Annotated in this window: 19 protein-coding genes; all 19 read right to left on the reverse strand. The window is 42.9% G+C overall.

Annotated elements, in window-relative coordinates; translation table 11 throughout:
* Positions 1-293 precede the first annotated feature (293 nt).
* On the reverse strand, positions 294-2,486 hold the full coding sequence (locus tag AA0Y26_RS17790; RefSeq protein WP_413363378.1) for a YhgE/Pip family protein: 2,193 nt from the start codon (positions 2,484-2,486) through the stop codon (positions 294-296).
* Positions 2,487-2,590: 104 nt separating this feature from the next.
* Positions 2,591-3,163: a TetR/AcrR family transcriptional regulator gene (locus AA0Y26_RS17795; protein WP_413363379.1), complete on the reverse strand. Its 573-nt coding sequence runs from the start codon at positions 3,161-3,163 to the stop codon at positions 2,591-2,593.
* Between the two features lie 211 nt (positions 3,164-3,374).
* Positions 3,375-4,769 carry a glucuronate isomerase gene (gene uxaC, locus AA0Y26_RS17800; RefSeq protein WP_413363380.1) on the reverse strand — a complete coding sequence of 465 codons (1,395 nt, stop codon included), beginning with the start codon at positions 4,767-4,769 and terminating at the stop codon, positions 3,375-3,377.
* A 19-nt stretch (positions 4,770-4,788) separates the two neighbouring features.
* Positions 4,789-5,415 (reverse strand): bifunctional 2-keto-4-hydroxyglutarate aldolase/2-keto-3-deoxy-6-phosphogluconate aldolase, encoded by a 627-nt coding sequence (locus AA0Y26_RS17805; protein ID WP_413363381.1) that lies wholly within the window; start codon positions 5,413-5,415, stop codon positions 4,789-4,791.
* A gap of 9 nt (positions 5,416-5,424) precedes the next feature.
* Positions 5,425-6,369 (reverse strand): sugar kinase, encoded by a 945-nt coding sequence (locus AA0Y26_RS17810; protein ID WP_413368287.1) that lies wholly within the window; start codon positions 6,367-6,369, stop codon positions 5,425-5,427.
* 142 nt (positions 6,370-6,511) lie between these two features.
* A complete protein-coding gene (locus AA0Y26_RS17815) occupies positions 6,512-7,609 on the reverse strand; it encodes an ABC transporter ATP-binding protein (RefSeq protein ID WP_413363382.1) in 1,098 nt (365 codons plus the stop codon).
* A 261-nt stretch (positions 7,610-7,870) separates the two neighbouring features.
* Positions 7,871-9,358 (reverse strand): UxaA family hydrolase, encoded by a 1,488-nt coding sequence (locus AA0Y26_RS17820; RefSeq protein ID WP_413363383.1) that lies wholly within the window; start codon positions 9,356-9,358, stop codon positions 7,871-7,873.
* Positions 9,333-10,835, reverse strand: a complete 1,503-nt coding sequence (locus AA0Y26_RS17825; protein ID WP_413363384.1) for a tagaturonate reductase — start codon at positions 10,833-10,835, stop codon at positions 9,333-9,335. The genes AA0Y26_RS17820 and AA0Y26_RS17825 overlap by 26 nt, the downstream gene beginning before the upstream one ends.
* A gap of 12 nt (positions 10,836-10,847) precedes the next feature.
* Positions 10,848-11,690, reverse strand: coding sequence for a sugar phosphate isomerase/epimerase family protein (locus AA0Y26_RS17830; protein ID WP_413363385.1), 843 nt, complete (start codon positions 11,688-11,690; stop codon positions 10,848-10,850).
* Between the two features lie 80 nt (positions 11,691-11,770).
* The gene (gene kduD / locus AA0Y26_RS17835) at positions 11,771-12,553 is read right to left on the reverse strand and encodes a 2-dehydro-3-deoxy-D-gluconate 5-dehydrogenase KduD (protein WP_413363386.1); all 783 of its coding nucleotides are present in this window, start codon (positions 12,551-12,553) and stop codon (positions 11,771-11,773) included.
* 28 nt (positions 12,554-12,581) lie between these two features.
* Positions 12,582-13,412, reverse strand: a complete 831-nt coding sequence (kduI, locus tag AA0Y26_RS17840; RefSeq protein ID WP_413363387.1) for a 5-dehydro-4-deoxy-D-glucuronate isomerase — start codon at positions 13,410-13,412, stop codon at positions 12,582-12,584.
* Between the two features lie 220 nt (positions 13,413-13,632).
* Entirely contained in the window at positions 13,633-15,180 is a 1,548-nt protein-coding gene (locus AA0Y26_RS17845; protein ID WP_413363388.1) for a response regulator, read from the reverse strand.
* A gap of 6 nt (positions 15,181-15,186) precedes the next feature.
* Positions 15,187-16,890: a sensor histidine kinase gene (locus AA0Y26_RS17850; protein ID WP_413368290.1), complete on the reverse strand. Its 1,704-nt coding sequence runs from the start codon at positions 16,888-16,890 to the stop codon at positions 15,187-15,189.
* A 511-nt stretch (positions 16,891-17,401) separates the two neighbouring features.
* The gene (locus AA0Y26_RS17855; protein WP_413368292.1) at positions 17,402-18,508 is read right to left on the reverse strand and encodes a glycoside hydrolase family 88/105 protein; all 1,107 of its coding nucleotides are present in this window, start codon (positions 18,506-18,508) and stop codon (positions 17,402-17,404) included.
* 87 nt (positions 18,509-18,595) lie between these two features.
* The gene (locus AA0Y26_RS17860; RefSeq protein WP_413363389.1) at positions 18,596-19,939 is read right to left on the reverse strand and encodes an ABC transporter substrate-binding protein; all 1,344 of its coding nucleotides are present in this window, start codon (positions 19,937-19,939) and stop codon (positions 18,596-18,598) included.
* Positions 19,940-19,963: 24 nt separating this feature from the next.
* Positions 19,964-20,800, reverse strand: a complete 837-nt coding sequence (locus tag AA0Y26_RS17865) for a carbohydrate ABC transporter permease (RefSeq protein ID WP_413363390.1) — start codon at positions 20,798-20,800, stop codon at positions 19,964-19,966.
* A gap of 7 nt (positions 20,801-20,807) precedes the next feature.
* Positions 20,808-21,749 carry a carbohydrate ABC transporter permease gene (locus AA0Y26_RS17870; RefSeq protein WP_413363391.1) on the reverse strand — a complete coding sequence of 314 codons (942 nt, stop codon included), beginning with the start codon at positions 21,747-21,749 and terminating at the stop codon, positions 20,808-20,810.
* Between the two features lie 308 nt (positions 21,750-22,057).
* Positions 22,058-23,395 (reverse strand): extracellular solute-binding protein, encoded by a 1,338-nt coding sequence (locus AA0Y26_RS17875; protein WP_413363392.1) that lies wholly within the window; start codon positions 23,393-23,395, stop codon positions 22,058-22,060.
* 31 nt (positions 23,396-23,426) lie between these two features.
* On the reverse strand, positions 23,427-24,791 hold the full coding sequence (locus tag AA0Y26_RS17880; RefSeq protein WP_413363393.1) for a glycoside hydrolase family 28 protein: 1,365 nt from the start codon (positions 24,789-24,791) through the stop codon (positions 23,427-23,429).
* Between the last annotated feature and the right edge of the window lie 123 nt (positions 24,792-24,914).

Raw genomic sequence — 24,914 nt, forward strand, 5'->3', positions numbered from 1 at the left:
AAGCAGCCAGCCGGCATCGATACTTACTCGGTGCCGGCTGGCTGTTTTCATTTTCTCTTTACACAACAAAATGAGGCTGGTACATAAAATCCCCAAGAAGAAATGGAGAACAAAGCTTCCGGCGGAAATAGCACGAAACCCATGTCTACAGGCTCAGCCCGGGTCCGCAGAGAGCTTCCCCGTAACGGAAATCAATTTTCACCATACAAAAAAACACCATTTTTCCACTTGAGAAAAATGGTGCCTTTTGCTTTATCCTAGCCTCTACATGTTTACCGTAAAGGTTGTTTTTCTTATGCTTCTACTGCTTCCGACTCTTTTGAGTAACGCTTTTTAAAGATTAATGCAAAGTAGCCGAATGTAATGACTAGACATGCGATCATAAAGCCAGCAAGTACTGAGCTGTTGAAGCCTAGGAACGCCATATCACCTGTAGAAATTGCTGCTTTAAATGCTTGGACAGAGTATGTCATTGGGAAGAACGGGTTAAACGATTTTAATGGATCCGGTACTAGCTCTAATGGGAAAGTACCTGCACTTGTTGTCAACTGAATGATCAATGTTAAAATCGCGATAAATCGCCCTGGATCCCCAAAGATTGATACGAACATTTGAATAATCGCCAAGAATGTAAAGCTTGTCAGGATTGCTGTTAATGTGAACATCAGTAAGCTGTCTGGTTCAAGGCCTAGCAGACCTACTACAACCGCCACAGAGATAAGCGATTGAATAATACCTACTACAGCTAAAATCGAAACTTTACTGAAGAACCATGCGACAGCACTTGTTGGACGAATGGCCGGCTCAACAAGCGGGAACACGATAGAAATTAACAATGCCCCTACAAATAAACCTAATGAAATGAAGTATGGTGCAAACCCAGTACCGTAGTTTGGTACTTTGTTAATGGCTTCTTTTTCGACAGTTACCGGTTGTGCAACCATGTCATAGTTTTTATCGTTTGGCTGAATATTTACTTCCCCGCTGGCTTCTGTCAGCTTGGAAGCTAACGTTGTTGTTCCGTCTGCCAGCTCTTTTGTACCTGCTGCCAGTGTTGACGAACCATCTGCCAGCTCGCCGGATTTCTCCGCAAGTAAAGATGTACCGTCATTTAATGTTGTACTGCCTTGCACTAACGCATTTAAACCAGACGCTAATTCATTGGCACCCGCTTTTGCTGTTCCTGCGCCATTTGCCAGCTCAGACAGCTTGCTTGCTAATGTTTCATTCCCGGCTTTCAGGCTTGCTGCGCCGTTTACAAGTGCTTCGGAGTTTGCCACCAGCTTATTGGCACCGTCTGCTACCTGCTGTTGGCCGGCAGCTATTTGTGTACTGCCATCCTGTAATTGTGCAGCTCCTTGCTGTAACTCACCTGCGCTCGCTGCAAGCTGTGATACACCGCCGGCTAATTGCTCGCTGCCTGTGTTTAATTGATCTAATGTTGCCTGTAACGCTTGTGCCTGTTCAGGAGGCAGGCTTGCGAGCACATCTTGCATTTGTTGTGACAGTGCGCTGATTCCTTGATGCAGGCTTGCTGCGCTGCCGTCTAACTGATTGGCACCTGCCTGTAAGCTTGCACTGCCGTTAGCTACATTGGAAATCCCAGCTGCTAATGACTGTTGTTTCTCTACCAATGTTGCTTGCCCGGCCGCTACCTGTGCAGCACCTTCTGTATAGCTTGAAATTCCTTGTGCTAAATCAGTTGCACCGGATGCCGCTTGATTGGCACCTGCTGCCAGCTGTGTGCTTCCGTCTTCGATTGTCGCAATACCTTTTGCTAAATCGTTCGCACCGGATGCCGCTTTTTTCGCACCTGTTGTCAGCTCGTCTGTACCATCAGACAATTCGATTGTGCTGGCTGCCAGCTGCTCCAAATATCCTTCAAGGTCCTCTGCCCCATCAACGATTTTTTTCGCTCCGTTATCCAGCTCACCTGCACCATCTGCAGCCTCCGTAAAGCCATCGCCTAATTTTGTAATCGATGTGAAGAGCTGCTCTGCATAAGTTTTCGTTACCTGTGTATTGACCTCAGCTTTAATACGATCTAAAGCTGTTTCACCGATTTGTGCACCAAGGAAGTTATAGCCTTCATTTGGAATATAGTCAATGACAAGCTTAGATGGTGTTTCATCTAATAAAGTTGTCGCATGTTCCGAAAAGTTTTCAGGAATGCGGATAATCATGTAATAATCTAAATCCTCAAGCTGTTTCTCTGCCTTATCACTCGGCACTTCCTCAAATTTAAACTGCTTACTGTCTATCAGTTTCTTTGTAAGCTCCTGACCGAGGGCCATCTCTTCGCCTTCATACGTTGTACCGTGGTCTTCATTTACTACAGCAACAGGGATGCTGTTTAAATTGGCATATGGATCCCAAAAGGCCCATAAAAACATCCCACTGTATAACACCGGAATGAACAACACGGCGACGATCGAAATAATCATTTTTCGCGTTGTTAATACTTTTAGCCATTCTGACTTAAACATTTTATTCCACCTTCTATTTAATAATACTAACTGACCGAAACAGTCATTTGGTCATTTTGTTCCAAGAAAAAATCAGTTATTCCTCAAAAGAAAACTGATTTTTTCTATTTTTTTGTTAAGCCGCTAAAGATCGTCTGCTTAAACGTCAATAAGATCTTTTCTTCACTTAGAGGTTCATCATGTGTTTGCTGCCAATCTACTACAAACGCCAGATACGATTTCAGCAGTAAATAAGCGACAAGCGGCGGATCACATTCGTTAATGTGCTTTTTATCAATGCCGATTTGAATAAATCCTGCAATATACGAAATGATTTCGGTTTCGATTACCTGAAGCATTTCCTTTACTGCCGGCGTGCGCAACGCTTTCTCCTCTTCGACCAGCTTGGCAAATAGTACGTGCTTCTCTCTAAATTGAAGCATTTTCATCAGTGCCATATGCGCATTCTCGATAAAGCTGACGGACGGATCAACGGTCATATCCATTGCTACCTTCATTTCCCGAATCAACGAAACAACCACTTCCTGCAGCAGCACTTCCTTGTTGTCAAAAAACGTGTAGATTGTTCCCTTGCCTACATTCGCAACCTTTGCTACCTGCTCAATCGTCGTCGCCTTATACCCAAAGAGTGAAAAGGATTTTGTAGCTGCATCTAAAATTTCCTGTCTGCGGTCCATTAGACGTCATCCCTTTGCTAGCATTTTCTCTTACAGTCTGAATATAAAAATGACCAAAATAACGTTTCGGTCATCTGGTCATTATTATACACCGGTATTTTTAAAATGCAAGCGATATTTTTATTATAACTTTAAGACGAAGATTTTTTGAACTTTTATTCAAATTCATACGTTTGAACGGTTTTCCTCGGCACTATTTTCCCCTTCCTTTTTAAAAGTTAAAATACCTTTTCGCATTATAATAGCAAATGTCTTCTACCATTTTTCCTAACAGCTCATAATCTTCCGGAGCTTCACCATCCACTACCCATTGCCCAATCACATCACATAGTAAACGGCGGAAATATTCATGGCGTGTATAGGAAAGGAAACTTCTTGAATCTGTAAGCATCCCTATAAAACGGCTCAATAAACCGATGCTTGCCAATGCCTTCATCTGATCAAGCATGCCCTCTTTTTGGTCATTGAACCACCATGCTGTGCCGAATTGGATCTTGCCTGGTATACGCTCTTGAAAACTTCCCACAATACTTGCAATCACGTAATAATCTTTCGGATTTAGCGAGTAAATAATTGTTTTGGGCAATGCATTTTCCATAGCCAGACTGTCCAGCAGCTCAGTTAAAGGAACGGCAATCTGCCCATCATTTATACTGTCATAGCCTGTATCCGGGCCAAGTGTGTTAAACATTTTTGTATTATTATTGCGATGCGCGGAAATATGATATTGCATCGCCCAATCATATGCCGTATATTGCTGTCCTAAAAACTGCAGCAAATGTGTTTTATATTGCGCCTCTTCAAGCTGCGTTACCTTTTTCCCCGCCAATGCTTCCTGGAGAATCGCATCTACTTGTTCCTCGGTAGCCGGCTCGTAATAGAGTTGATCGAGCGCATGATCCGACACTTTGCATCCTGCCTCTGCAAAAAAGGCGATACGCTGCTGCAGGGCCGCTTTTAAATCAGCCAAGCTCGTAATGTTGACTTTTGAGGCGTCCACAAGTTTAGCAATCCAGCCGGTAAAGGTAGGACGGTTAATTTCCAATGCCTGGTCGGGTCTAAAGCTTGGCAGCACCTGTACCGTAAACTCCTTATCCTGCTTTAATTGAATATGATATGCAAGTGAATCCACCGGATCATCCGTTGTACAAATGACCTCGACATTCGATTGCTTAATAAGCTCACGAACCGATTTTTCTTTTAACTGTCCATTAACATTTTCCCAAATCGCTGGTGCCGTTTGGCTGTTCACCAGTCTCTCTTCGTTAAAATACCTGCGCAGCTCTAAATGCGTCCAGTGGTATAGAGGGTTCCCTAATGTAGCCGGTACCGTTTCAGCCCATTTTTCAAATTTTTCATAAGGTGCTGCATCCCCTGTAATGTACGTTTCATCGATACCGTTTGCCCGCATTGCACGCCACTTATAATGATCGCCGTTCAGCCATACTTCCGTGATGTTTTCGAATACCGTGTCTTCAAAAATCTGCTGCGGAATCAAATGGCAATGATAATCGATGATCGGCAGGTCTTTGGCATACTCGTTATAGAGTCTTTCAGCTACAGGACTGTTTAATAAAAAACGGTCATCTAAAAATGCTTTAGTCATTGGTTTTCCCCCTCCACTTTTATTGTTCCTGATGTAATTGCCCGCAGTAATTCCTGCTTGCTGCTGCCACTGCATCAAGGCCGCCTTGCTTATACGCCTTCGATAAGTCACTGCCAATGCCTACAGCTACAGCGCCGGCACCCAGCCATTCACGCATATTATTCGCGTCAATACCGCCTGTTGGCATAATCTCTATGTTCGGTAACGGGCCGTTCACAGATTTAATGAAGGCAGGCGTAAAGTTACTCGCAGGGAACAGCTTTACAAGGTCGCAGCCTGACTCCAGTGCCTGCACCATTTCCCGAATTGTCATACAGCCAGGCAAATAAGGAATGCTGTATCGATTGCATAGTGTGGCAATGTCCTTGCTGAAGCTAGGGCTCACTATAAATTTTGCGCCATGCAAAATGGCATGTCTTGCCGTTTCTGCATCCAGCACTGTACCGGCACCTATAAGTGCATCCAGATCACGAACTTCCTGGAATACATCCTGTACATACGGTGTCGTATATGTAAGCTCAATTAAACGAATGCCTCCCTGTACAGCCCCGTTTATAATGCCTGACGCCTCTTCTGCCGAAGCACCGCGCACTACTGCCACTAATTTATGCTGCTTAATTTGCTGAATGATTTCTGACTTTGACATCCGTACCCCCTACCTTTCCACCGCTGTTTTGTTTCCTAAAAAAATTTGCACCTCATCATATTCAGGCAGCCCTTCATTATCGCCTTTTACCGTTGTGACCATTGCACCGACTGCATTGGCAAACGTCAAGCGCTCCTGCACACCGTAATCATTCATTAATCCATAAATATAGGCAGCATCAAAGCCGTCACCGGCACCGACCGTATCGACCGGTTTCACGTTAAACGGTGCAGCCTCATACCACTCACCGGCAATATAAGCTTTCGAACCATTCGCTCCGTCTTTAATGACAAGCTGCTCGATAGTATATTGCTCGGCAAAGGACGCTAAAGACACATCTCCTACTATCATTTCAATTTCATCCAGCCCCGTCAGCAGCACATCGACATACGGGAAAATCCTGAAATAGGCTGCACGGGCTTCTTCGATCGTCCATAGCTTCAGGCGAATATTCGGGTCGAATGCTACCGGGATGTTTCGTTCCTTGGCAATGTCCAGAATCTTTAAGACAATGTGCAAGTTATTTTCCGCGATTGCTAGAAACACACCCGTTAAATGAATATAGGCAACATCATGGAATAATTCGGGCTTGATATCATCGGGCGTCAATGTGGAAATAGGAGACTGGTACCGGTAGTAAAATGTTTTACCGGAGCCGTCCTCTAAAACCTCCTTAAAGTTTAATGAGCTTGGATAGCCGTCTACCAGCTTTACTTCGTCCATATTAATGCCTTCCCCGCGTACTGTTTTATAAATATATTTGCCGAATTCATCTCCACCGAGCCGGCTCATCCACTTCACATCAAGACCTAGGCGCGCACAGCCGATGGCAAAATTAAGCTCTGCTCCCCCAACTTTTCTTTCAAAAGAAGAAACATAGCGTAAAGGGCCTGCAGCACTTGGATTGAACGTAATGAGTGCGTCCCCTAACGTGAAAATAGTTTTATTTGTCATTTCAATCCCCCAGATCTGCATTAATGTAAGAAGGCTGCACATTTTTTTGCGAAGCTTCTCCACGTTCTTTCTCCTGCAAAAGGAAATAGCCACTACAATAATTGAATAGCGGCTATCCTAAAAAGAGCTTCCTTTTACTTTATCAGCGAATTCTTATTTCGCTGTTCTTGTCGAAGAAATGCGCTTTATTCATATCAAAAGCTAATTCTATTTTCTGCCCCGGTTCGATATTATTGCGAACGTCTACAGTCGCCACTATATTTTGATCTTCTATTTTGGAGTAAATCATCATTTCAGCACCTGTTAACTCAGCTACCTCAACATCAAACTGGAATGCCGTTCCTTTAGACGCGTCGATTCGTTCCGGCTCAATAAAGAAATCTTCCGGCCTAATGCCTAAAACCACCTCTTGATCCATATAACCTTGCGAACGTAAAACAGCCATTTTTTCTGCCGGTATATCAATTGTTTTCGTGTCCATTACAAAGCCTGTTTCCTTTACGATGCCGTTAAGGAAATTCATCGAAGGTGATCCAATAAAGCCGCCTACAAAAATATTTTCCGGATTATCATAAATATATTTTGGTGCTCCTACTTGCTGGATAACACCGTCTTTCATTACTACGATCCGGGTTGCCATCGTCATTGCTTCCGTTTGGTCATGCGTAACATAAATAGTCGTTGTTTCTAAACGGCGGTGAAGCTTCACGATTTCAGCACGCATTTGCACACGCAGCTTAGCATCAAGATTGGACAACGGTTCATCCATTAAAAACACTTTTGCATCCCGTACAATGGCACGGCCTAGTGCCACACGCTGCCGTTGTCCACCGGAAAGCGCCTTCGGTTTACGAGTTAAATATTCTTCAAGCCCTAAAATTTTTGCGGCCTCCGTCACCCGGCGTTCAATTTCCTGCTTTGAAATTTTGCGCAGCTTTAAGCCGAATGCAATATTGTCATACACCGTCATATGCGGGTATAAGGCATAATTCTGGAATACCATCGCGATATCCCGGTCTTTCGGAGCCACTTCATTGACACGCTGCTCATCAATATAGAAATCCCCTTTTGAAATCTCTTCAAGCCCTGCAATCATACGAAGCGTTGTTGATTTCCCGCATCCTGATGGACCGACAAACACGATAAATTCTTTGTCTTGAATATGAAGATTAAAATCGTTTACTGCCGTTACTTTGTTATCATAAATTTTATAAATATTATCCAGCTTTAATTCCGCCATTGCTGCTGCCCCCTACTTTAAAGAGTTGGCTAGTAAAGCTCCTATGAGACCTGGCTTACTAACCACACGTTTTTCTCTTTTCTCCATTCTATTAGAAAACGCTTTCAAAGATAATTTAAAATTTTTAGATAATTGTTTAATATTTTTATATATTTCCAAAACAGCGCGGGTGACATGTTGATGTGATTTCCGCCGGATCAAAGATGAATGACAAAAAAGCTGTGCTAAAGGTCAAAATGACTTTTAGCACAGCGCTCTACGTTATAATGTAACACCCGTTTTAAAAATGGCTAATTCCCTAAAGTCATTTTTTTCGTTATTCAGCCACTCGCCGCTTGCAACCCGAATAATATACTGAATAAATTCACGCAGTACGCCGTCTGCTTCCTGCTCCAAAAGAACACCTGCATTAAAGTCGATCCAGTGGGGCTTCGCTTCATAAATCGGCGTGTTGGATGAAACTTTCATCGTCGGTACAAAAGAGCCGAATGGAGTACCCCTGCCAGTCGTAAATAATACAAGCTGGCATCCGGCTGCCGCTAAGGCGGAAGAGGCCACTAAATCATTTCCGGGTGCACTTAATAGATTGAGTCCCTTTCGCTTTAAGCGCTCACCGTATTTCAATACGTCTACGACCGTTGATGTACCTGCTTTTTGTGTACAGCCTAAAGATTTATCCTCAAGCGTCGTAATGCCTCCTGCTTTATTGCCGGGCGAAGGGTTTTCATAAATCGGCTGATTATTTTGGATAAAGTATTCTTTAAAGTCATTAATCATATCCACGGTTTTTTCAAATACTTCTTTAGTTTCAGCGCGTGCCATTAAAATTTTCTCTGCACCAAACATTTCCGGCACCTCTGTTAAAACCGTCGTCCCGCCCTGTGCAGCTAAAAAGTCTGAAAACCTGCCCAACAGCGGATTGGCTGTAATGCCTGAAAATCCATCTGAACCCCCGCATTTCAGGCCAACCTTCAATTCTGCTAACGGAACCGCTTCTCTCTTATCCTCTTTTGCCGCTTCGTAGATTTCTTTTAATAACGCAACCCCTGCTTCTATCTCATCCCGTACTTCCTGCGAGGATAAAAACTTCACCCGGGATTCATCATAGTCGCCCAGCTCCTGCTTAAATTCATGCAGCGTATTATTTTCACAGCCTAGCCCAAGCACCAGTACACCGCCTGCATTTGGATGATGCACAGCATTCACTAAAATGCTTCTTGTGTTTTCATGGTCATCTCCCAGCTGAGAGCAGCCGTAGTTATGCTTTAGCACAAGAACATTTTCAAAGGGCGCTATATCTCCTACTTCACGTTCAAACCGCTTAATCATTTTTTCGGCGATGCCATTGACACATCCTACTGTCGGCACAATCCAAAGCTCATTACGAATCCCGACCTCTCCATTCTTTCTTTTGAACCCCTGGAAGGTTAGCTGCTCGTTCTGAAAGGGATTGGCATTCAATTGCTGCCGAAATTCATACGATTGAATACCATCCAGATTGGTTTTGGTATTGTGTGTATGAATATGTTCACCGGCAGTAATAGCATTTACTGCAAAACCGATCGGATAGCCGTATTTCAAAATATGCTCATTCGGTGCAATGTCGGTAATGGCGATCTTATGCCCTCTGTCCACATTGTCCTTCAGCTTAATTTGCTGCCCTTTAACCGTTACAATATAGTCCTTCACTAAATCCTTTAATGCCACCACGACATTATCGTGATCATTTAGTTGAATAACATCCATCATGAGAATCCCCCTCAAGCCCGCTATTTACCTCTTTTATTGACTCGATAGCCGCCTTCATCCCGTTTGTCTCTATTTTATACAGTGCCTCACTTACTGCTAGGGTTAATCCCGGTATTTGATTTAAATCTTGTGCCCATTCCTCGTATCGCAATATATTTTCTACAAGCTGTAAGACACTTGGGAATGTGCCATCATACAGTGCCCACTGCTCTTGAAAGAACTGCAAAACCCGTTCATTATCCTCTAATGGAATATCCTCTTCCCCACGTTTGCCTCTATAAAATGAAATTAATGCTCCAAGCGCAAAAACAAGCCTCTCTGGCAAAGTTTGCTTTTGCTCAACGTATTCCAGCAATGTCGGTAAATTTCTCGTTTTAAATTTCGACACCGAATTCAATGAAATACTGAGTAAGTAATGCTGAATAAACGGATTTCTAAATCGGTCCATTACATCTGCTGCAAAAGCATGCAGCTCCTCTTTCGGAAAATCCAGGGCAGGAATAATTTCCTCATCAATTAATTCCTTAACGTAAGTCCCTGTCTTTTCATGCTCGACTGCCTCTGCGACGGTGTTTAACCCATAAAGATATGCAACAGGTGTCATGGCAGTATGTGCCCCGTTCAAAATACGTACTTTTTGGGTACGGTACGGTGTCAGATCGTCGACAATTAACGTGTTCATGCCTGCCTGCTGTGCCGGGAATTCGTCACGCAGCCATCTCGGTCCTTCGATCACCCATAAGTGATAATGTTCTGCCATCACCATATAGTCATCCAAATAGCCGAGTTCAGTTGTCATCTCATCGGCTGAATCAACGGGAAACCCTGGTACAATGCGGTCGACCATCGTATTGCAAAAGGTGTTTGCTTCCTCGATCCATTGCGTAAAACCTTCACCCAGCTGCCAAACAGCAGCGTACTGTAAAATATATTTCTTTAGTAAATCGCCGTTCTTTTCGATTAACTCACACGGCAAAACAATAAGCCCCTTGCTGTTAGCTCCGCTGAAAGCCCGGAAACGCTCATATAAAAAAGCGGTTAACTTTGCTGGAAAGCATTTTTGCGGGCGGTCCTCCAGCCGATCATCGGGGTCGAAAACAACTCCGGCTTCCGTCGTATTTGAAATAACGAAACGCAAATGGGGGTTATGTGCAAGCTCCATATACTCATTGTAGTGGTTGAATAGGTCAATCCCTCTTGAAATAGAGCTGATAACCCGATGCTCTTTTACCGCTTTTCCGTCCTTCATGCCCATCAGAAACAGCGTGTATAGCCCATCTTGTTGATTCAATTTTTCCGTTTTCCCCTGCCCGCGCGGCTGTACAGCAACCACACTGCCGTTAAATTCCGTTTGTTGGTTCATGACATCAATTTGCCAGTCAGCAAAAGCCCGCAAAAAATTGCCTTCGCCAAACTGCAAAACTTTCTCGGGATACTGTGGAATATCCGGGAACAAGTTTCGTGACAGCTTCTCCATCCCTTCTCCCCCTTATGCCTGTTCGTATTTCTCCTGTAAAAAGGCCATGCTTGCTGAAATATGCGGCTCTTTCGTATTTTCCATCAATATATTGATATACGGCTTCCTTTGTTTAAGGTGCTGGAACAATACATCATATTTTAACTGGCCTGTTCCGACTGGTACCATCTCGATTTGGTCATTGTTCACGACAAAATCCTTCGCGTGGAGAATGGCAATCCGGTCGCCAAAGAGCGTCATTGCCTCTTCTATTACTTGTTCCTGTTCTTTATAGTTTTCCAGGCTCATGAAGTTAGCCGGATCGTAAATGACCTGTAGATTCGTGGACGAGATGTCATCCAGCAGCCTTTTCATTCTTTGCGGTGTATGGATCGGGTGATTAATTCCGCCTTCAATCCCCACGATGACACCAAATTTTTCGGCTTCCTCCACAAGCTCTCTTACACTTTTTACAACCTCTTGATAAGGTTCTTCACGGAAATTATCCTCTGTATAGCCCAGTTCCGGTATGACGCTTCCGGTTTCCGTCCCTACAATGCTGCAGCCTAGATCACGAGCGTATCGTATATGCTCTTTGAATTTATTCAATTGGTTTGCCCGTTCGTTTTGATCGGGATGAATCATATTAATATAGCAGCCAAGCACAGCAATTTGTATATCTTGTTTTGCAAATGCCTGCTTTAAATGATGGGCCAGCCCAGGCGTTAATGACCCTGCCCCCGGGTACAATGGCGGAAAGGATTTTGCAATTGCCAGTTGAACAGAAGATAGCTTTTTATCGGCAATTTCTTTTGTCAACTGCTCTAATGGAAGACTTCCGATATCGTGTGCCCGAATGCCAATATTCGCCCTCATATTTGTTCCTCCTGATATCTAGTAAAAGCCGTATCATTCAAGTCGATACGGCTTTAGTAATCATCTCTCATGCGAAAAAGCTATCTCGCCAGCCAGCCTCCGTCAACCGCTACAATGTGGCCGTTCATATAATCCGATGCCCTGCTCGCCAAAAATACAACGACCCCCATCAAATCAGCCGGTGTTGCCCAGCGTCCTGCAGGAATGCGGCTCGTAATTTCCGCAAACCGTTCTGGATTTTCACGAATCGGCGCTGTGTTTTTTGTCTCCACATAGCCCGGTGCGATGGCGTTAATTTGTATACCGTATTCTGCCAGCTCATTGGCAAATGCCTTTGTCAGGCCTGCAATTCCATGCTTGCTTGTCGTATACGGCGGCACAAATTTCCCGCCTTGGTAAGATAGCATCGAGGCGATATTGATAATTTTGCCGCTTTTTTGCTCTGCCATCACTTTTGCTGCCAATTGGCTCAGGTAATAGACTGAATTCAAATTCAGATCCATCACCGCATCCCAGTCTTCTTCCTTATACTCAAGGAGTGGTGCCCGGCGGATCGTCCCTGCATTGTTAACTAAAATATCGATCTTTCCATACGTAGCTAAGCAATTCTCCACTAACCCTTTTATATTCTCCCGGTTCGATAAGTCCGCCTGATAAAACGCGACTCTTCTTCCCTCTTTTTCAATCAGCTCTTTCGTTTCCTCCCAGTTCGTTCCATGCGTAACGATGAAAAGGTCCGCCCCTGCTTTTGCCAGTGCAACGGCATAGCCTTGCCCCAACCCTGTATTGCCGCCAGTGACAATCGCTACTTTGCCGGCCAATGAGAAAAAATCTAATGAGAATTCATTTAATGCAGACGTCATACTTTTCCCTCCTATTTTCGAGCGTTTACTACCGCAGATCTTCCATCTTCACGTGGTCCATGTCGTCGTACGTAATATTTTCGCCGCACATACCCCAGATAAATGTATAGTTACTCGTTGCCGTTCCTGTATGGATGGACCAGCTTGGCGATATTACTGCCTGCTCGTTTTTCATAATCAGGTGTCTTGTCTCATCCGGCTGGCCCATAAAGTGGAATACACGTGTATCCGGAGCCATATCAAAATACAAATATACTTCCATACGGCGTTCATGTGTATGACAAGGCATCGTGTTCCAGACGCTTCCTTGTGAAAGCATCGTCAAGCCCATTTGCAGCTGGCAGCTCTCACAAACATTCGGATGCACATATTGGTAAATTTTCCGTACGTTCAGCTTTTCCGGCTCACCTGCTTCAAGCGGCTTAATGCTGCGAATATCAATTTTCACAGTTGGATACGTATGGTGGGCCGGTGTCGAATTAATATAAAACTTCGCCGGTTGCTCAGGATCTTTCGAACGGAACAGCACCTCTTTCGTTCCTCGCCCAACATACAGCCCGTCTTGGCGCACCATGTCGTATTCTTCCCCATCGAGAACAACAACACCGTCTCCGCCGATATTAATAATTCCTAATTCACGGCGCTCTAGGAAATAACTCACGCCCAATTCCTTATCAAGCTTAATCGTTAATGTTTCTTCTGCAGGTGTCACACCGCCAAAAATCATGCGGTCCACATGTGTATAAGTAAGATGAACCTTCCCTGGTTCAAATAGTGTTTCCACTAGGAAGTGCTCCCTTAATTCGTCCGTGTTATAACGTTTTATTTCCTCTGGATGATTTGCATAACGTGTTTCCATCAACAATTGCCCCCTTATGTAATGCCGAAAACCAGCATCTCCTTGTACATACCTTTGTCGAATAAATCACTATTTTTTGATAATTCTTACACATCGATTATATAAAAGGATGTAAGGGTTTACAATTTGACCCTGGCAAGTCCTTAAAATATCAAACGCTTTTCTTAAATTTTTATACTATAAAAAAATGAGGGCTATTTGCCCTCATCCAGTGTCTTTTTCATTTAAACTTTTTCCTATATTCGGCTGGTGTGCAGCTCGTATATTTCTTAAAGCAAATACTGAAATATTGCGGATTGCTGTAGCCTACCTCTTCAGCCACCTCATAGTTTTTCAGGTTTTCCAAACGCAGCAGTTCCATCGCTTTTTTCATTCGTAACTCCAATAAATAATCACCAAAATTGAATCCCTTCTCCAGCTTGAACAGGTTGCTCAAATACGGTGTACTTACATGAATGAGCTTTGCTACCTTTTGCAGCGTCAAATTGCTGTCTCCGTAATTCTCTTTCATATATTGAATGGCAAGATCAACATGGCTTTTATAGTCGGTGTCTTCTTTTTGGTACATGAGCTCGGACCATTGCTGAATCAGCCGCTGAATGATGCTCATCATATCGGTCAATGTATCCATTTCCATTACTTCTTTAAAAACTGCCGAGGAATTGAAGCTTTTGATCTCTTCCTTGTTCCATTTCTCGATTTCAAAAAACAGCATTGTCATATACTTAAGCGTAAAAACCTTTAAATCTGCTAAGGAAATATTTTTATTTTCCACTACTGACTCTATGAACTGATTTAATGTCTCCTGCACCTTTTCGGGCACACCCTGCTTGATCTGTTCCGCAACCTTGTTTTCTAAACTTTGAAATTGACTGCCGGCTTTTTCGCTTTTTGTGACAGTGTCCTCTATGGAAAACAGCTTACCTGTCCCCATAATATGTCTCATATCCATCGCCATTCTTGCCTCAATATAGGCATGGCTCACCTCAAAAAGATTTGGATATGTCCTGCCTATTGTCATGGTGATGACCTCGTTACTGATCAGCTGATTAAATAAGGTTTCAGCAAATTGGTTTTTCTGTATGTCCCCTTCATCAAAGGATAGCAGAACCGCATATTCATTATCCGCTGCATTTAGCACATGCGATTTTCCTTCGCCAAAATACAGAGACGCTGCATCTATAAGCTTTTCCTTTAAAGAAAGACTATGGGATTCGCTGACATAGGCGTAATTGACAAGTAAGCATGAATAGAATGCTCCTTCAAGCTCGATGCCTAAGTCGGCTAATTCCTTTTCAGTGTCCAATTGGGCATCACCGTTTTCTATTTTCCTGAAAAACTTCTGCTGCAAGATGGGCATTGAGCTAGTAATCTTTTTTTCTTTCTCCGACGCTTCTTCCCATTCAGCTGCGGCATCCTTCACTTTTTGCAGCAGCGCAGATGTATCCACCGGCTTCAGCAAATAATCAAATGCCTTTAGCTGGATCGCCTGCTGTGCATACGTAAAATCCTCATAACCTGTCAAAAAAATAAAACGTGTATCCGGTGTTTTGTCCTTCAGCTGCCTCACCATATCCAAACCGTTTAAAAAAGGCATATTAATATCTGATATGACAACGTGCGGCTGCTCTCTTTCAATTAACTCTAAGGCAAGTTCCCCATCACTTGCTTCTCCGGCGATTACAAAACCATTTTGCTCCCATGGAATGGCCTGGCAAATACCCCGGCGGATAATTTTATCATCCTCAACGACAATTACTTTGTACATCCTCATTCAACCCCCTTGTTGCTTTGGAATGCTGATACTACTAGTTGTGCCTACCCCTTCTTCACTTGCAATTGTCAGTCCGTACTCCCTGCCAAATTGAATTTTAATTCGTTCATTTACGCTTTTTAGACCGATGCCGATTATATGATTCTTTTCTTCATACATAGATGCCAGCTCGTTCAAAATAACCTGTAATTTTTCCTTACTGATGCCATTTCCATTGTCAGCTACCTGCAGGTGAATCACGTCACCGTCTGCATACCCCTTGATTAGTATTTTTCCTTGGCCGCGCTTTTGTTTCACCCCATGATAAATCGCATTTTCAATTAACGGCTGTAAGGATAATTTTACGATTGGATAAGAAAGTATATCTGGCATGACATCAATCTCATAGGAAAAATCATCACCATATCTCATTTCCTGAATATACAGATAGTTTTGGATATGTTCAATCTCTTCTTCTATCGAGATGACTTCACTGCCTTTACTGATTCCGATGCGGAAAAAGTTAGAAAGAGCTGTAATCATTTGACTCGCATCTTTCGTAAGCCCCATATCACATAAACCTTTTATAGAATAAAGCGTATTGTAAAGGAAATGCGGATTGATTTGTGACTGCATAATCGCAAATTCCAACCGCCGTTTCTCTTCCTGCTCTAGACGGATTTGATCCATTAAAAGGTGAATTCGATCCATTAAATCCGTAAACCCGTTGTGAAGAACCTTCATTTCCTTCGGGCCTGACATTTCTTCTTCCAGGACAAGATGGTTTTCATTGACTGTGCCCATTTGTTTGGCCAATCGATCAAAAGGTTTAGAGATCAATTTGATGACAATATTCGTCAGGATCACGACCAGTACAATCATAATCACCATAAGAGCAATCGTGAAATGCTTTATATAATTGATTTTGCTCAGCAATTCTTCCTCTGGAACGACTGCAGCGATTTTCCAATTATTCGTTTTGATTGTGTCATAGACGACGATCATCTTTTTATTGATTTCATTTTCATACGTAAACCGCCCGTTTTCACTTGCTGTGTTTTGTAATTTATGGAGCGTATCCTTGTTTAGCTGATACTGGCTGCCAAGCTCTTTCGATTCGTAATTGCCATCGGGGCTGATTAGTGTTAAATAGCCGTTTTCTCCGATTAATGACCGATTCAAAATGCCTTCGAAGAAATCTTCCCGTAAATTAAATAATATGATTCCTTTTGCAGATGCATTATTAAGCGTCAGTAATTTATACGTGGACAACACATTTCCTTCTTGATTAAAAACCCTGTTTCGGTGAATATTCAGCCAATAGAAATTCTCGCTGCTCTCATCATAGTTCGTAAAATACTCTTCATAGTCAATATGTGGATTGCTATTGTACTCACTATTGTAAAGTAGGAAATCCCCTTCATTTAGATCGATGAGCACCGACTCTAGAATCGTATTATAGCGCGAATAAATAATTTGCAGATTTTTATGTAGCGGAATGTAATCCTCCGGGACAATCTCCTCCCGTTCTTTCGCCAATAACCCCATCACTCTGGAATCATATGATAAAGAAACAAGCTGCGAAAAGACATCCGATAACGTATAGTCTAAATAATTTTTGGTCTGGAAGATTGTATCCGTAATATTTTTGTATGCGTTTTCTTCAATTTGAGCAGTGGCAAGCCTGGAAGATACTAACCCCGTTATAAAAATACAAATGATCACAATCGGCAAATACAGCGTATTAATGGTCGATTTAAAAGAGTAAAGAAAGTATTTCTGAATAAAATCTATTATTTTATTTTTAATTAATATCCCCCTCCTTATCAATATTTTAAATATTTCTATTAATTAAACAATAACCGATTCTATTTATACGGTAAATAACATTTCATACAAATATTGAGCGCCTTCAACAAAATATGCACTTAACTGCCTATTCTACGGCGGACAGGGCAGGGGCTTCACCTAGCAATAGAAGCGCTTCAAAACGCCCTTTCAGACACTTCCTTCTTCCTTTTGAACCTCTAAAATATTTTTTTTACAGCGAACTGCTATTTTCGTAAAATAAAAAATTCGAATAAAATCTCCCCTGTTTCCGGAAAGATCCTATTCGAAATTCTTATCTATTACGTTTTTTCAGCAGCATTTACGCCAGCCGTATTATATATTCCCTGCAAGGGGCCTTTCATATGCCATATTTTACTGCGGCTTTTACGGCAAACCGAGCTGTCCTCTATGCGTCTTTCTTTTGTAGATCATGCAGTGCCATGCTTGCCAAAATGAATGCTCCCATGCCATGAAGATCGTTTTCTGATGTTGGTCTGCCTACATAATAATCGTATACGCCGGCAGAAGTACCGATACAAATCCCTTTTAATGTGAATGTTTCCTCATCCGCATCCACCATGTATTCCAGCAGGCCTTCATATGCTTTCTCGACTACCGCATAGTGGGCTTCATCTACTAACCCATGCTTCAATGCTTTTGCGATTGTATATAAGAATAGTGCTGAGCAGGAAGATTCCAGCCAATTATCCCGGCGGTCGCCCTTATCTACGATTTGATACCATAAACCGGTCTGTTCATCCTGGTAAGAAATGATTGCTGGAACTACATCCTGTAATGCTTGGATAATGTCTTCCTGCCCCCGCTTTTTGTCGCCAAGTGCTTCCAGAATATCGATCAGTGCTGTCCCGTACCAGCCGACAGAACGTCCCCAGAACTCAGGTGAGCAGCCTGTTTCTGTATTTGCCCACGGCTGTGCTCGTTTTTCATCCCATGCATGGAACAGAAGCCCTGTGTTCGGATCTTTCATATGCTTTCGCATCAGCTGTTCCTGCCGCAATACAACCAGCTCTAAATCGGCTTCGTGGAAATGCTCGCCATACATCAGCATGAAAGGGCCTGCCATGAATAAGCCATCCAGCCACATTTGGTACGGATATTTGTCCTTATGCCAAAAGCCTCCTTCTGTTGTTTTATTAATCGTGTGCAGTAAGTGACGCAGTTTTTTTGCCGCAACCATATACCGGGCATCTTTCGTTACTTCGTATAATGGGAACAGGAGGATTCCCGCCTGCACCGAATCCAGCTCATCCCGTGCAAAGTATAAATTCCCTTCAGCATCGATGAGGCTGTCAATATAGTCTTTCATATATTGAAAGTATTCTTCCTTCCCCGTTTCCTGCCACACTCTTAACATTCCATATAAAAATACTCCTTGGTGATAATGAAACGAGTTAGCCGGCGGCAGCTCGCTTGGTGTGTAGGTTTCCATAATGGCTTGACATGCTCTTTCCGCCATTTCGAGTGGTGTATGCACACCGATTTTTTTAGATATATTTGTCATGTTCTCCCTGCTCCTTTAGTTTTTTTGCATGAAATAAAAAGGAGTGTCAAACAAGGCTGATCGACACTCCCTAACATGTTATTTACCGAAATGCTCAGAGTACTGCTTCTGTGAATCCTCGATTGCTTTTGCCCATTCATCCAGGAATTCCTGTGCTGTTGATTTTCCGCTCATAACAGATTGCGTACCAGAATCAACAAGGTTATCTAAAATTGAACGATAATCCGGCAAGTAGAATGGCGGCTTGTATAAAATTGTATTTGGATCGTCATATACATCAAAGGCTATTTGAATATGCGGTGAATTTTTCACCCAATCCTCTTTAATAACATCTGCATTTGTAGGAATCTGCCCTACCTGCTCATTCCAGTAGCTTTGGCTTTCTGCAGAGTTAATGAATTCCACAAATTTCCATGCAGCATCAGGATTTTCCGTTGTTTTGAAAATGGATAGTCCGATTGTGTTTCCACCTTCTGCTACATATTTGCCATCTGCAGTTTTAGGTAATGGAATCGCTTGGAATTGATTTTCCTCTAAAGCTTTATTATGCTCGCCGTAAGAACCGATATTGTGATGCACCATCGCTATAACACCTGTGTCAAAACCAGCAATCATCTCTTTGTAACCGTTTGTAATATCACTTTTTGGTGTAAATTTTTCGTACATTGAAAGGTACTTTTCTACGAACTCTACATTTTTCGGATCATTAATCGTAGACTTTCCATCTTCCGTTACATAATCCTCAAAGCCATTGTAAGCAAACATTAAACGCTGCAGCTGGAATGAACCGCCCGCACCACCGCGGATTGTGTAACCGTAGCGGCCGTTTGCTTTGTCTGTCATTTGCTCAGCAGCTGCGAAAAACTCATCCCATGTTTCCGGAATCTTTACGCCTGCTTCTTCAAACCAATCCGGGCGAACCCAAAGAATATCCAGGTTTTGTGTATAAGGAATCCCATACAGGCCATTTCCCTGCACGATTTCTTTATTAAAATCAAGCGCACCTTGGTTGATTAACCCATTCAGCTCTGAATCTGCCCAGTAATCATCCAGCGGCAATAATGCATCGCGGATGGAAAACTCCGGCAGCCAGCTTGTTTGTACAGATCCTACATCCGGCATATCATCTGCAGCAATCGCAGCATCCAGTTTCGATTTCGCGGAATCTTTCGGAAGTCCAACATACTCAACATCTATGTTTGGATTTTCATCTTCGAATCGTTTAATCAGCTCTTCCCAGATTGGTGTTCGCTGCGGCCCTGCATTTTCATCCCAAAACGTAATTGTCGCCGGTTCATCCGAACTCGGGCTTGCCCCCTCTGTCGAAGTAGCTACCTTCTCATCATCGCTGCATCCCGCTAAAATCATCCCCGCCGTCAGTGCCCCCAATAAAACTGACGATTTCCACTTCTTTTTGAACATAACCTTCTCCCCCTTTGTATCTGCTTAACCTTTTACTGCTCCACCCATACCATTGACTAAATGCTTCTGTGCATAGGCGAATAATAAAACCGCCGGAATTAAAGCGATTATACTTCCTGCCGCTAACGCACCGTAGTTCACGTTAAATTCACCCATCATCGTACTGAGTCCTACCGGAAGGGTAAATCGACTTTGCTGGTTCGTTAACATCAATGCGATTAAAAACTCATTCCACGTATAAATGAACGTGAAGACCGCTGTTGCCACAATCCCCGGCAATAGAAGCGGGAATACGATAAAGCGCAGTGCCTGCAATTTCGTACATCCGTCGATCAGTGCAGCCTCTTCCAGCTCTTTTGGTACATTTTTAATGAATCCGCTCATCAGAATGGTTGTAAACGGAATTTCAATAGCTGTATACGTAATGATTAATGCCAATGGACTACTGATCAAACCAAGATTTTTAAAGATTATGAACAACGGAATGATCATCATCGACCTTGGAATAAACTGCGTACATAACAGCATTAACAAGAAGCTTCTCTTCCCTTTAAAGTCAAACCTTGCCAGTGCATAGCCGGACAAAGTCGAACAGATCAGCACGACCACTACCGTCGAAAGACCGACGATTAAACTGTTTTTCATGAAGACCGCAAATCCCACATTGCTCCAAGCCGTTACGAAGTTTTCTGTTGTAGGATTGACCGGAAGATACTGCAGCGGCCTCTGCATAATGTCCCCTTCAGGCTTAAATGCCGTGTTCAATGTCCAGTAGATCGGAAAAATGGTGAAGCTTAACATCATCGTTAACGGCAGATAAAATGTTAATAATCTATCTACCTTTTTATTTTTTGAAAACATCTAGAAATCACTCCTTTTCATAACGAGAGAGCTTCAAATAAAGAATGGCGAATATTAGCAAAATACCAAATGAAATAACTGTAAGGGCGGCTCCATAGCCGAAGTTACTTCCGTGTACTGCCAGCTCCGCAATGTACATCGTCAAGGTTGTTGTCGAGTGGGCAGGTCCGCCGCCTGTTAAGTTAAATAATAGATCGACGTTGTTGAATTCCCATACAACCCTTAATAACGTAGTCAGCACAATCGTATTTTTTAATTGCGGCAGCGTCACGTAAATGAAGGACTTCCATCTGTTTGCCCCGTCTACTCTAGCTGCCTCATACAATTCATTCGGAATACTTTGAAGCCCGGCAAGTAAAGTAATCGCAAAGAATGGAATCCCTCTCCACAGCTCCGCAATAACTACTGCACCGAATGCTGTTGATGTACTGGCCAAAAACGCCATAGGCTCATCGATCAGTCCTACTTTCATCAATAGATCATTCAGCACACCCATATGTTCGTTGTACATCAGCGACCACATAACAGAGGCCAACACACCGGAAATGGCCCATGGTACAAAGGCAATCGCACGAACTGCCCCTCTGAATTTAAATGTTTGATTCAGCAATAGAGCTAAAATCATACCGAAAACTAACTGTAACCCTACTTCAGTGACAACCCATTTCAAACTATTCAACAAGCTTGGGAAAAACAATTTATCTTGTGTAAATATTTGAACGAAGTTTTCTAATCCGGCAAATCGGTTATAGTATGGTGCTGAAATATCGTAATGCTGCACGCTATAATAAAACACCATGGCTATAGGATAAAAAAGGAAACTCATAATAAAAAGGAATGATGGCAGAATGAAAAGATAAGGAATTAATTTTTTCTTATTGAATTTTTTCTTATCTGCCGTCTTTTTTACTCTTACTGCAGGTTCGTTTACTTCTTGGGAATAACTCATCTCATTTCCTCCCTTCTGGATTTATTCTAAATGAAAACGGTTTCTTAAAATATTCAAAATTTTAAGATTTTCTTTATAAATTTTAAGATTATTCACTCAATGATGTGAATTCGCTCAAAAACTAACAAAATACGACTCTATATTGTATAAAACATTTTGCCAAAGCCTGCTCGCACTAATACAACGTTAGCTATAAAGGCAATACATTCAGCTTCTATCATATGTGAGGCAAATCTATTGATAAAAAAGAAGAGCCGCCCGGAAAGTTTCAGCTTTCCAGGCAGCTCCTCGAGGGATGTTTTTTACTATTATTGTATCTTGGCATTCGCCGTATATTCTTCATGACGCCGGTACGTCTCTTCGATCGTAGCGGCCCACTCCTCTAAAAACGCTTCTACCGTTTTTGTTCCGCTCAATACTTCCTGTATGCCCGGTTCTACGATTGTCATACGAATGGTATTGTACTCTGTTACAAAAAACGGCGGTTTATAAAACTTTGTTTGCGGATCGTTATAAACTTGCAGAGCTGTCTGAAGATGCGGTGCATTTATTGCCCATTCTTCCTTGAATACTTCCTGATGTGTAGGGATTTGGCCAACCTCTTTATTCCAATAGCTTTGTGCTTTTTGGGATGCTAAAAAGGATAAAAATGTCCATGCTTCGTCCGGATGCTTGCTTTGCTTAAAAATGCTGATATCCATCGTATTGCCATCTTCCACGACATAGTGCCCATTAATAGACTTCGGTAACGGAATGACGGTGAATTGATCCGGCGCCAGCGATTCACTGTGCTCTGCAAAGGAGCCGATATTATGCTGGATCATCCCGACGGTGCTATTATCAAATCCCATCAGCATGTTTGGATAATCATTTGTAATATCACTGATGGGCGTATTGTTTTGATATAATGCAAAATATTTTTTTACAAACTCAACATGCAGCGGATCATTGATTGTACTTTTACCATCTACCATGTACTCCGAAATCCCTGAGTACGCATACATCAGCCGCTGTAATTGAAAGGAAGAACCTGCCCCGCCCCGTATACTATAGCCGTATTGATTTCTCTCTTTATTAGTCAGCTTTTCCACTGTATAAAAAAACTCATCCCATGTTTCGGGTGTCTTTAAATTCGCATTTTTCAGCCAGTCGGCTCGCACCCAAAAAACATCCAAATTTTGCGTATACGGGATGCCGTATACATTCCTGTCGTTCGTAATGCTTCGATTGAAGGCGATCGTATCAGGGTTGATCTTCTCCTTTTCGCTCCAGCTATTAAAATAGGCATCCAAAGGTAATAATGCATCTCTGCTCGTGTATTCCGGCAGCCAGCTTGTATAAATACTCGCCACATCCGGCACTTCGCCAATCGCTATGGCAGCATCGAATTTTGCTTTGGCCGAATCCTTTAAAAACCCTTCATACTCTATATCGATATTCGGATGTTCTTTCTCAAACATCTCGATCAGCTCTTCCCATACCGCTGTCCGATGCACTCCTGCATTATCAAACCAAAATGTCAGCTTTACTTTTTCCTTTTTCTCTGTATGTCCAGAGGAGGGTTTTTCATATGAGCAGCCTAGCAGAGTTAAAGCAATTACCAGCAGTATGAAACAGCAAAAGACTGCCCTTCTTTTATCAATCACTTTTCCCCCTCCGTATCTGTGCAGCTATTTTTTAGTAGTTTTTATTTATGACCTGTTCAAAGACAGCAAGCTCCTCTTCTTTCTTCACAGGGTTTTTCGAACGGCAAGACACGATTTCCACATCTTCGCCATTTTCCACATAAAATGCCGGCCCCTCATGATTGCTCACTGTTACGTGATCGAATCGGATATCACGTACATTCGAGCAATAAAACCCGCGCTGCTTCATTGGTTCAAGCTCTGCCATCATGGCCGGCAGCGCTGCCTCTGCATGTTCTGCCATCGAAACATCTACATGGGCAAATGTAATATCCTCCACATACATTTCAGCTAACCCGTATAAAAAGCCAGCTGCTGCACTGACATCGTGTGCTGTTATATTCGAAAAATGAATGCGTCTAAAGATCGGTGTTTCATCCGTGACCGGGTGAGGATTTTTATCCGATACGAAGGAATCCATTCCGCGCGGTCCAAAATAATAATACAAATTTAAGATGAACGGGCAAATAACCCCTTTCATCACGATATTGTTTACCCGGATGTCCTCAATGACCCCTCCGCGTCCCCGTCTTGATTTGAAGCGGATCCCTCTATCCGTTCCTTCAAATACACAATTCGAAATGGTCACATTTCGAATGCTTCCGCTCATTTCGCTTCCTAAAACGACGCCTCCGTGCCCATGGATCATGGTACAGTTCGTAATCGTTATATTTTCGCATGGGATATGCTCCGCTGTATCCTCGGTTCCTGCCTTGATGGCGATGCAATCATCCCCGACATCAATATGGCTGTCAGAGATCCGTACATTTCTGCAGGACTCCGGGTTAATCCCGTCCGTATTCGGCGAGTCCGCCGGGTTAATAATCGTCAGCCCGTGGATCGTCACATTTTCACAGCACACCGGATGCACCGTCCAGCTCGGCGAATTCAGCAATTTTATACCCGAAATCTGTACGTGCCGGCAATGATCAAAACTAACTAGTTTCGGCCTCGGATAAGAAAGTGCCTCCTTACGGAAAGCCTCCCACCAAAATGCACCGTTCCCCTGCAGCGTACCATGTCCGGTAATGGCAATATTTTCGGCATCCTCCGCATAAATACAAGAGGCATACACTTGCCGTAATACCCCTTCCCACCGCGACTCCACGACCCGGTATTCATCTATATCATTTGTAAATGACAAAACAGCCCCTGCTTCTAAATAGAGATGAACATTGCTTTTCAACGTAATGGATCCCGTCAAAAATTCACCAGCAGGTACATAGACGGTTCCTCCGCCGGCAGCAAAGCATGCGCTGACCGCCTCTGCAATCATCCCCGTATTCACCGTTTGTCCATCACCTATTGCCCCAAAACTCGTAATATTATAAATACTTGAACCACTAGCCTGACCCACATAACTCCCCCTTGTTTTTTGATTTTCTCCCATTCCCTATTAACCCTAAAACAAATACTCCAAAACCATTATATAACAATTCCCCCTTCTATCATTAAAATTAATAAAAGCCACCATCAATCC

Origin of the sequence: Lysinibacillus canaveralius (assembly GCF_047301505.1) — a bacterium.
In the GTDB taxonomy this organism is placed as follows: Bacteria; Bacillota; Bacilli; order Bacillales_A; family Planococcaceae; genus Lysinibacillus_B.

Bases quoted from the DNA above. Each gene is read 5' to 3' on its own strand.
- AA0Y26_RS17790 (WP_413363378.1), bottom strand. From the start codon at position 2,486: ATGTTTAAGTCAGAATGGCTAAAAGTATTAACAACGCGAAAAATGATT.
- AA0Y26_RS17795 (WP_413363379.1), bottom strand. From the start codon at position 3,163: ATGGACCGCAGACAGGAAATTTTAGATGCAGCTACAAAATCCTTTTCA.
- uxaC (WP_413363380.1), bottom strand. From the start codon at position 4,769: ATGACTAAAGCATTTTTAGATGACCGTTTTTTATTAAACAGTCCTGTA.
- AA0Y26_RS17805 (WP_413363381.1), bottom strand. From the start codon at position 5,415: ATGTCAAAGTCAGAAATCATTCAGCAAATTAAGCAGCATAAATTAGTG.
- AA0Y26_RS17810 (WP_413368287.1), bottom strand. From the start codon at position 6,369: ATGACAAATAAAACTATTTTCACGTTAGGGGACGCACTCATTACGTTC.
- AA0Y26_RS17815 (WP_413363382.1), bottom strand. From the start codon at position 7,609: ATGGCGGAATTAAAGCTGGATAATATTTATAAAATTTATGATAACAAA.
- AA0Y26_RS17820 (WP_413363383.1), bottom strand. From the start codon at position 9,358: ATGATGGATGTTATTCAACTAAATGATCACGATAATGTCGTGGTGGCA.
- AA0Y26_RS17825 (WP_413363384.1), bottom strand. From the start codon at position 10,835: ATGGAGAAGCTGTCACGAAACTTGTTCCCGGATATTCCACAGTATCCC.
- AA0Y26_RS17830 (WP_413363385.1), bottom strand. From the start codon at position 11,690: ATGAGGGCGAATATTGGCATTCGGGCACACGATATCGGAAGTCTTCCA.
- kduD (WP_413363386.1), bottom strand. From the start codon at position 12,553: ATGACGTCTGCATTAAATGAATTCTCATTAGATTTTTTCTCATTGGCC.
- kduI (WP_413363387.1), bottom strand. From the start codon at position 13,412: ATGGAAACACGTTATGCAAATCATCCAGAGGAAATAAAACGTTATAAC.
- AA0Y26_RS17845 (WP_413363388.1), bottom strand. From the start codon at position 15,180: ATGTACAAAGTAATTGTCGTTGAGGATGATAAAATTATCCGCCGGGGT.
- AA0Y26_RS17860 (WP_413363389.1), bottom strand. From the start codon at position 19,939: ATGTTCAAAAAGAAGTGGAAATCGTCAGTTTTATTGGGGGCACTGACG.
- AA0Y26_RS17865 (WP_413363390.1), bottom strand. From the start codon at position 20,800: ATGTTTTCAAAAAATAAAAAGGTAGATAGATTATTAACATTTTATCTG.
- AA0Y26_RS17870 (WP_413363391.1), bottom strand. From the start codon at position 21,749: ATGAGTTATTCCCAAGAAGTAAACGAACCTGCAGTAAGAGTAAAAAAG.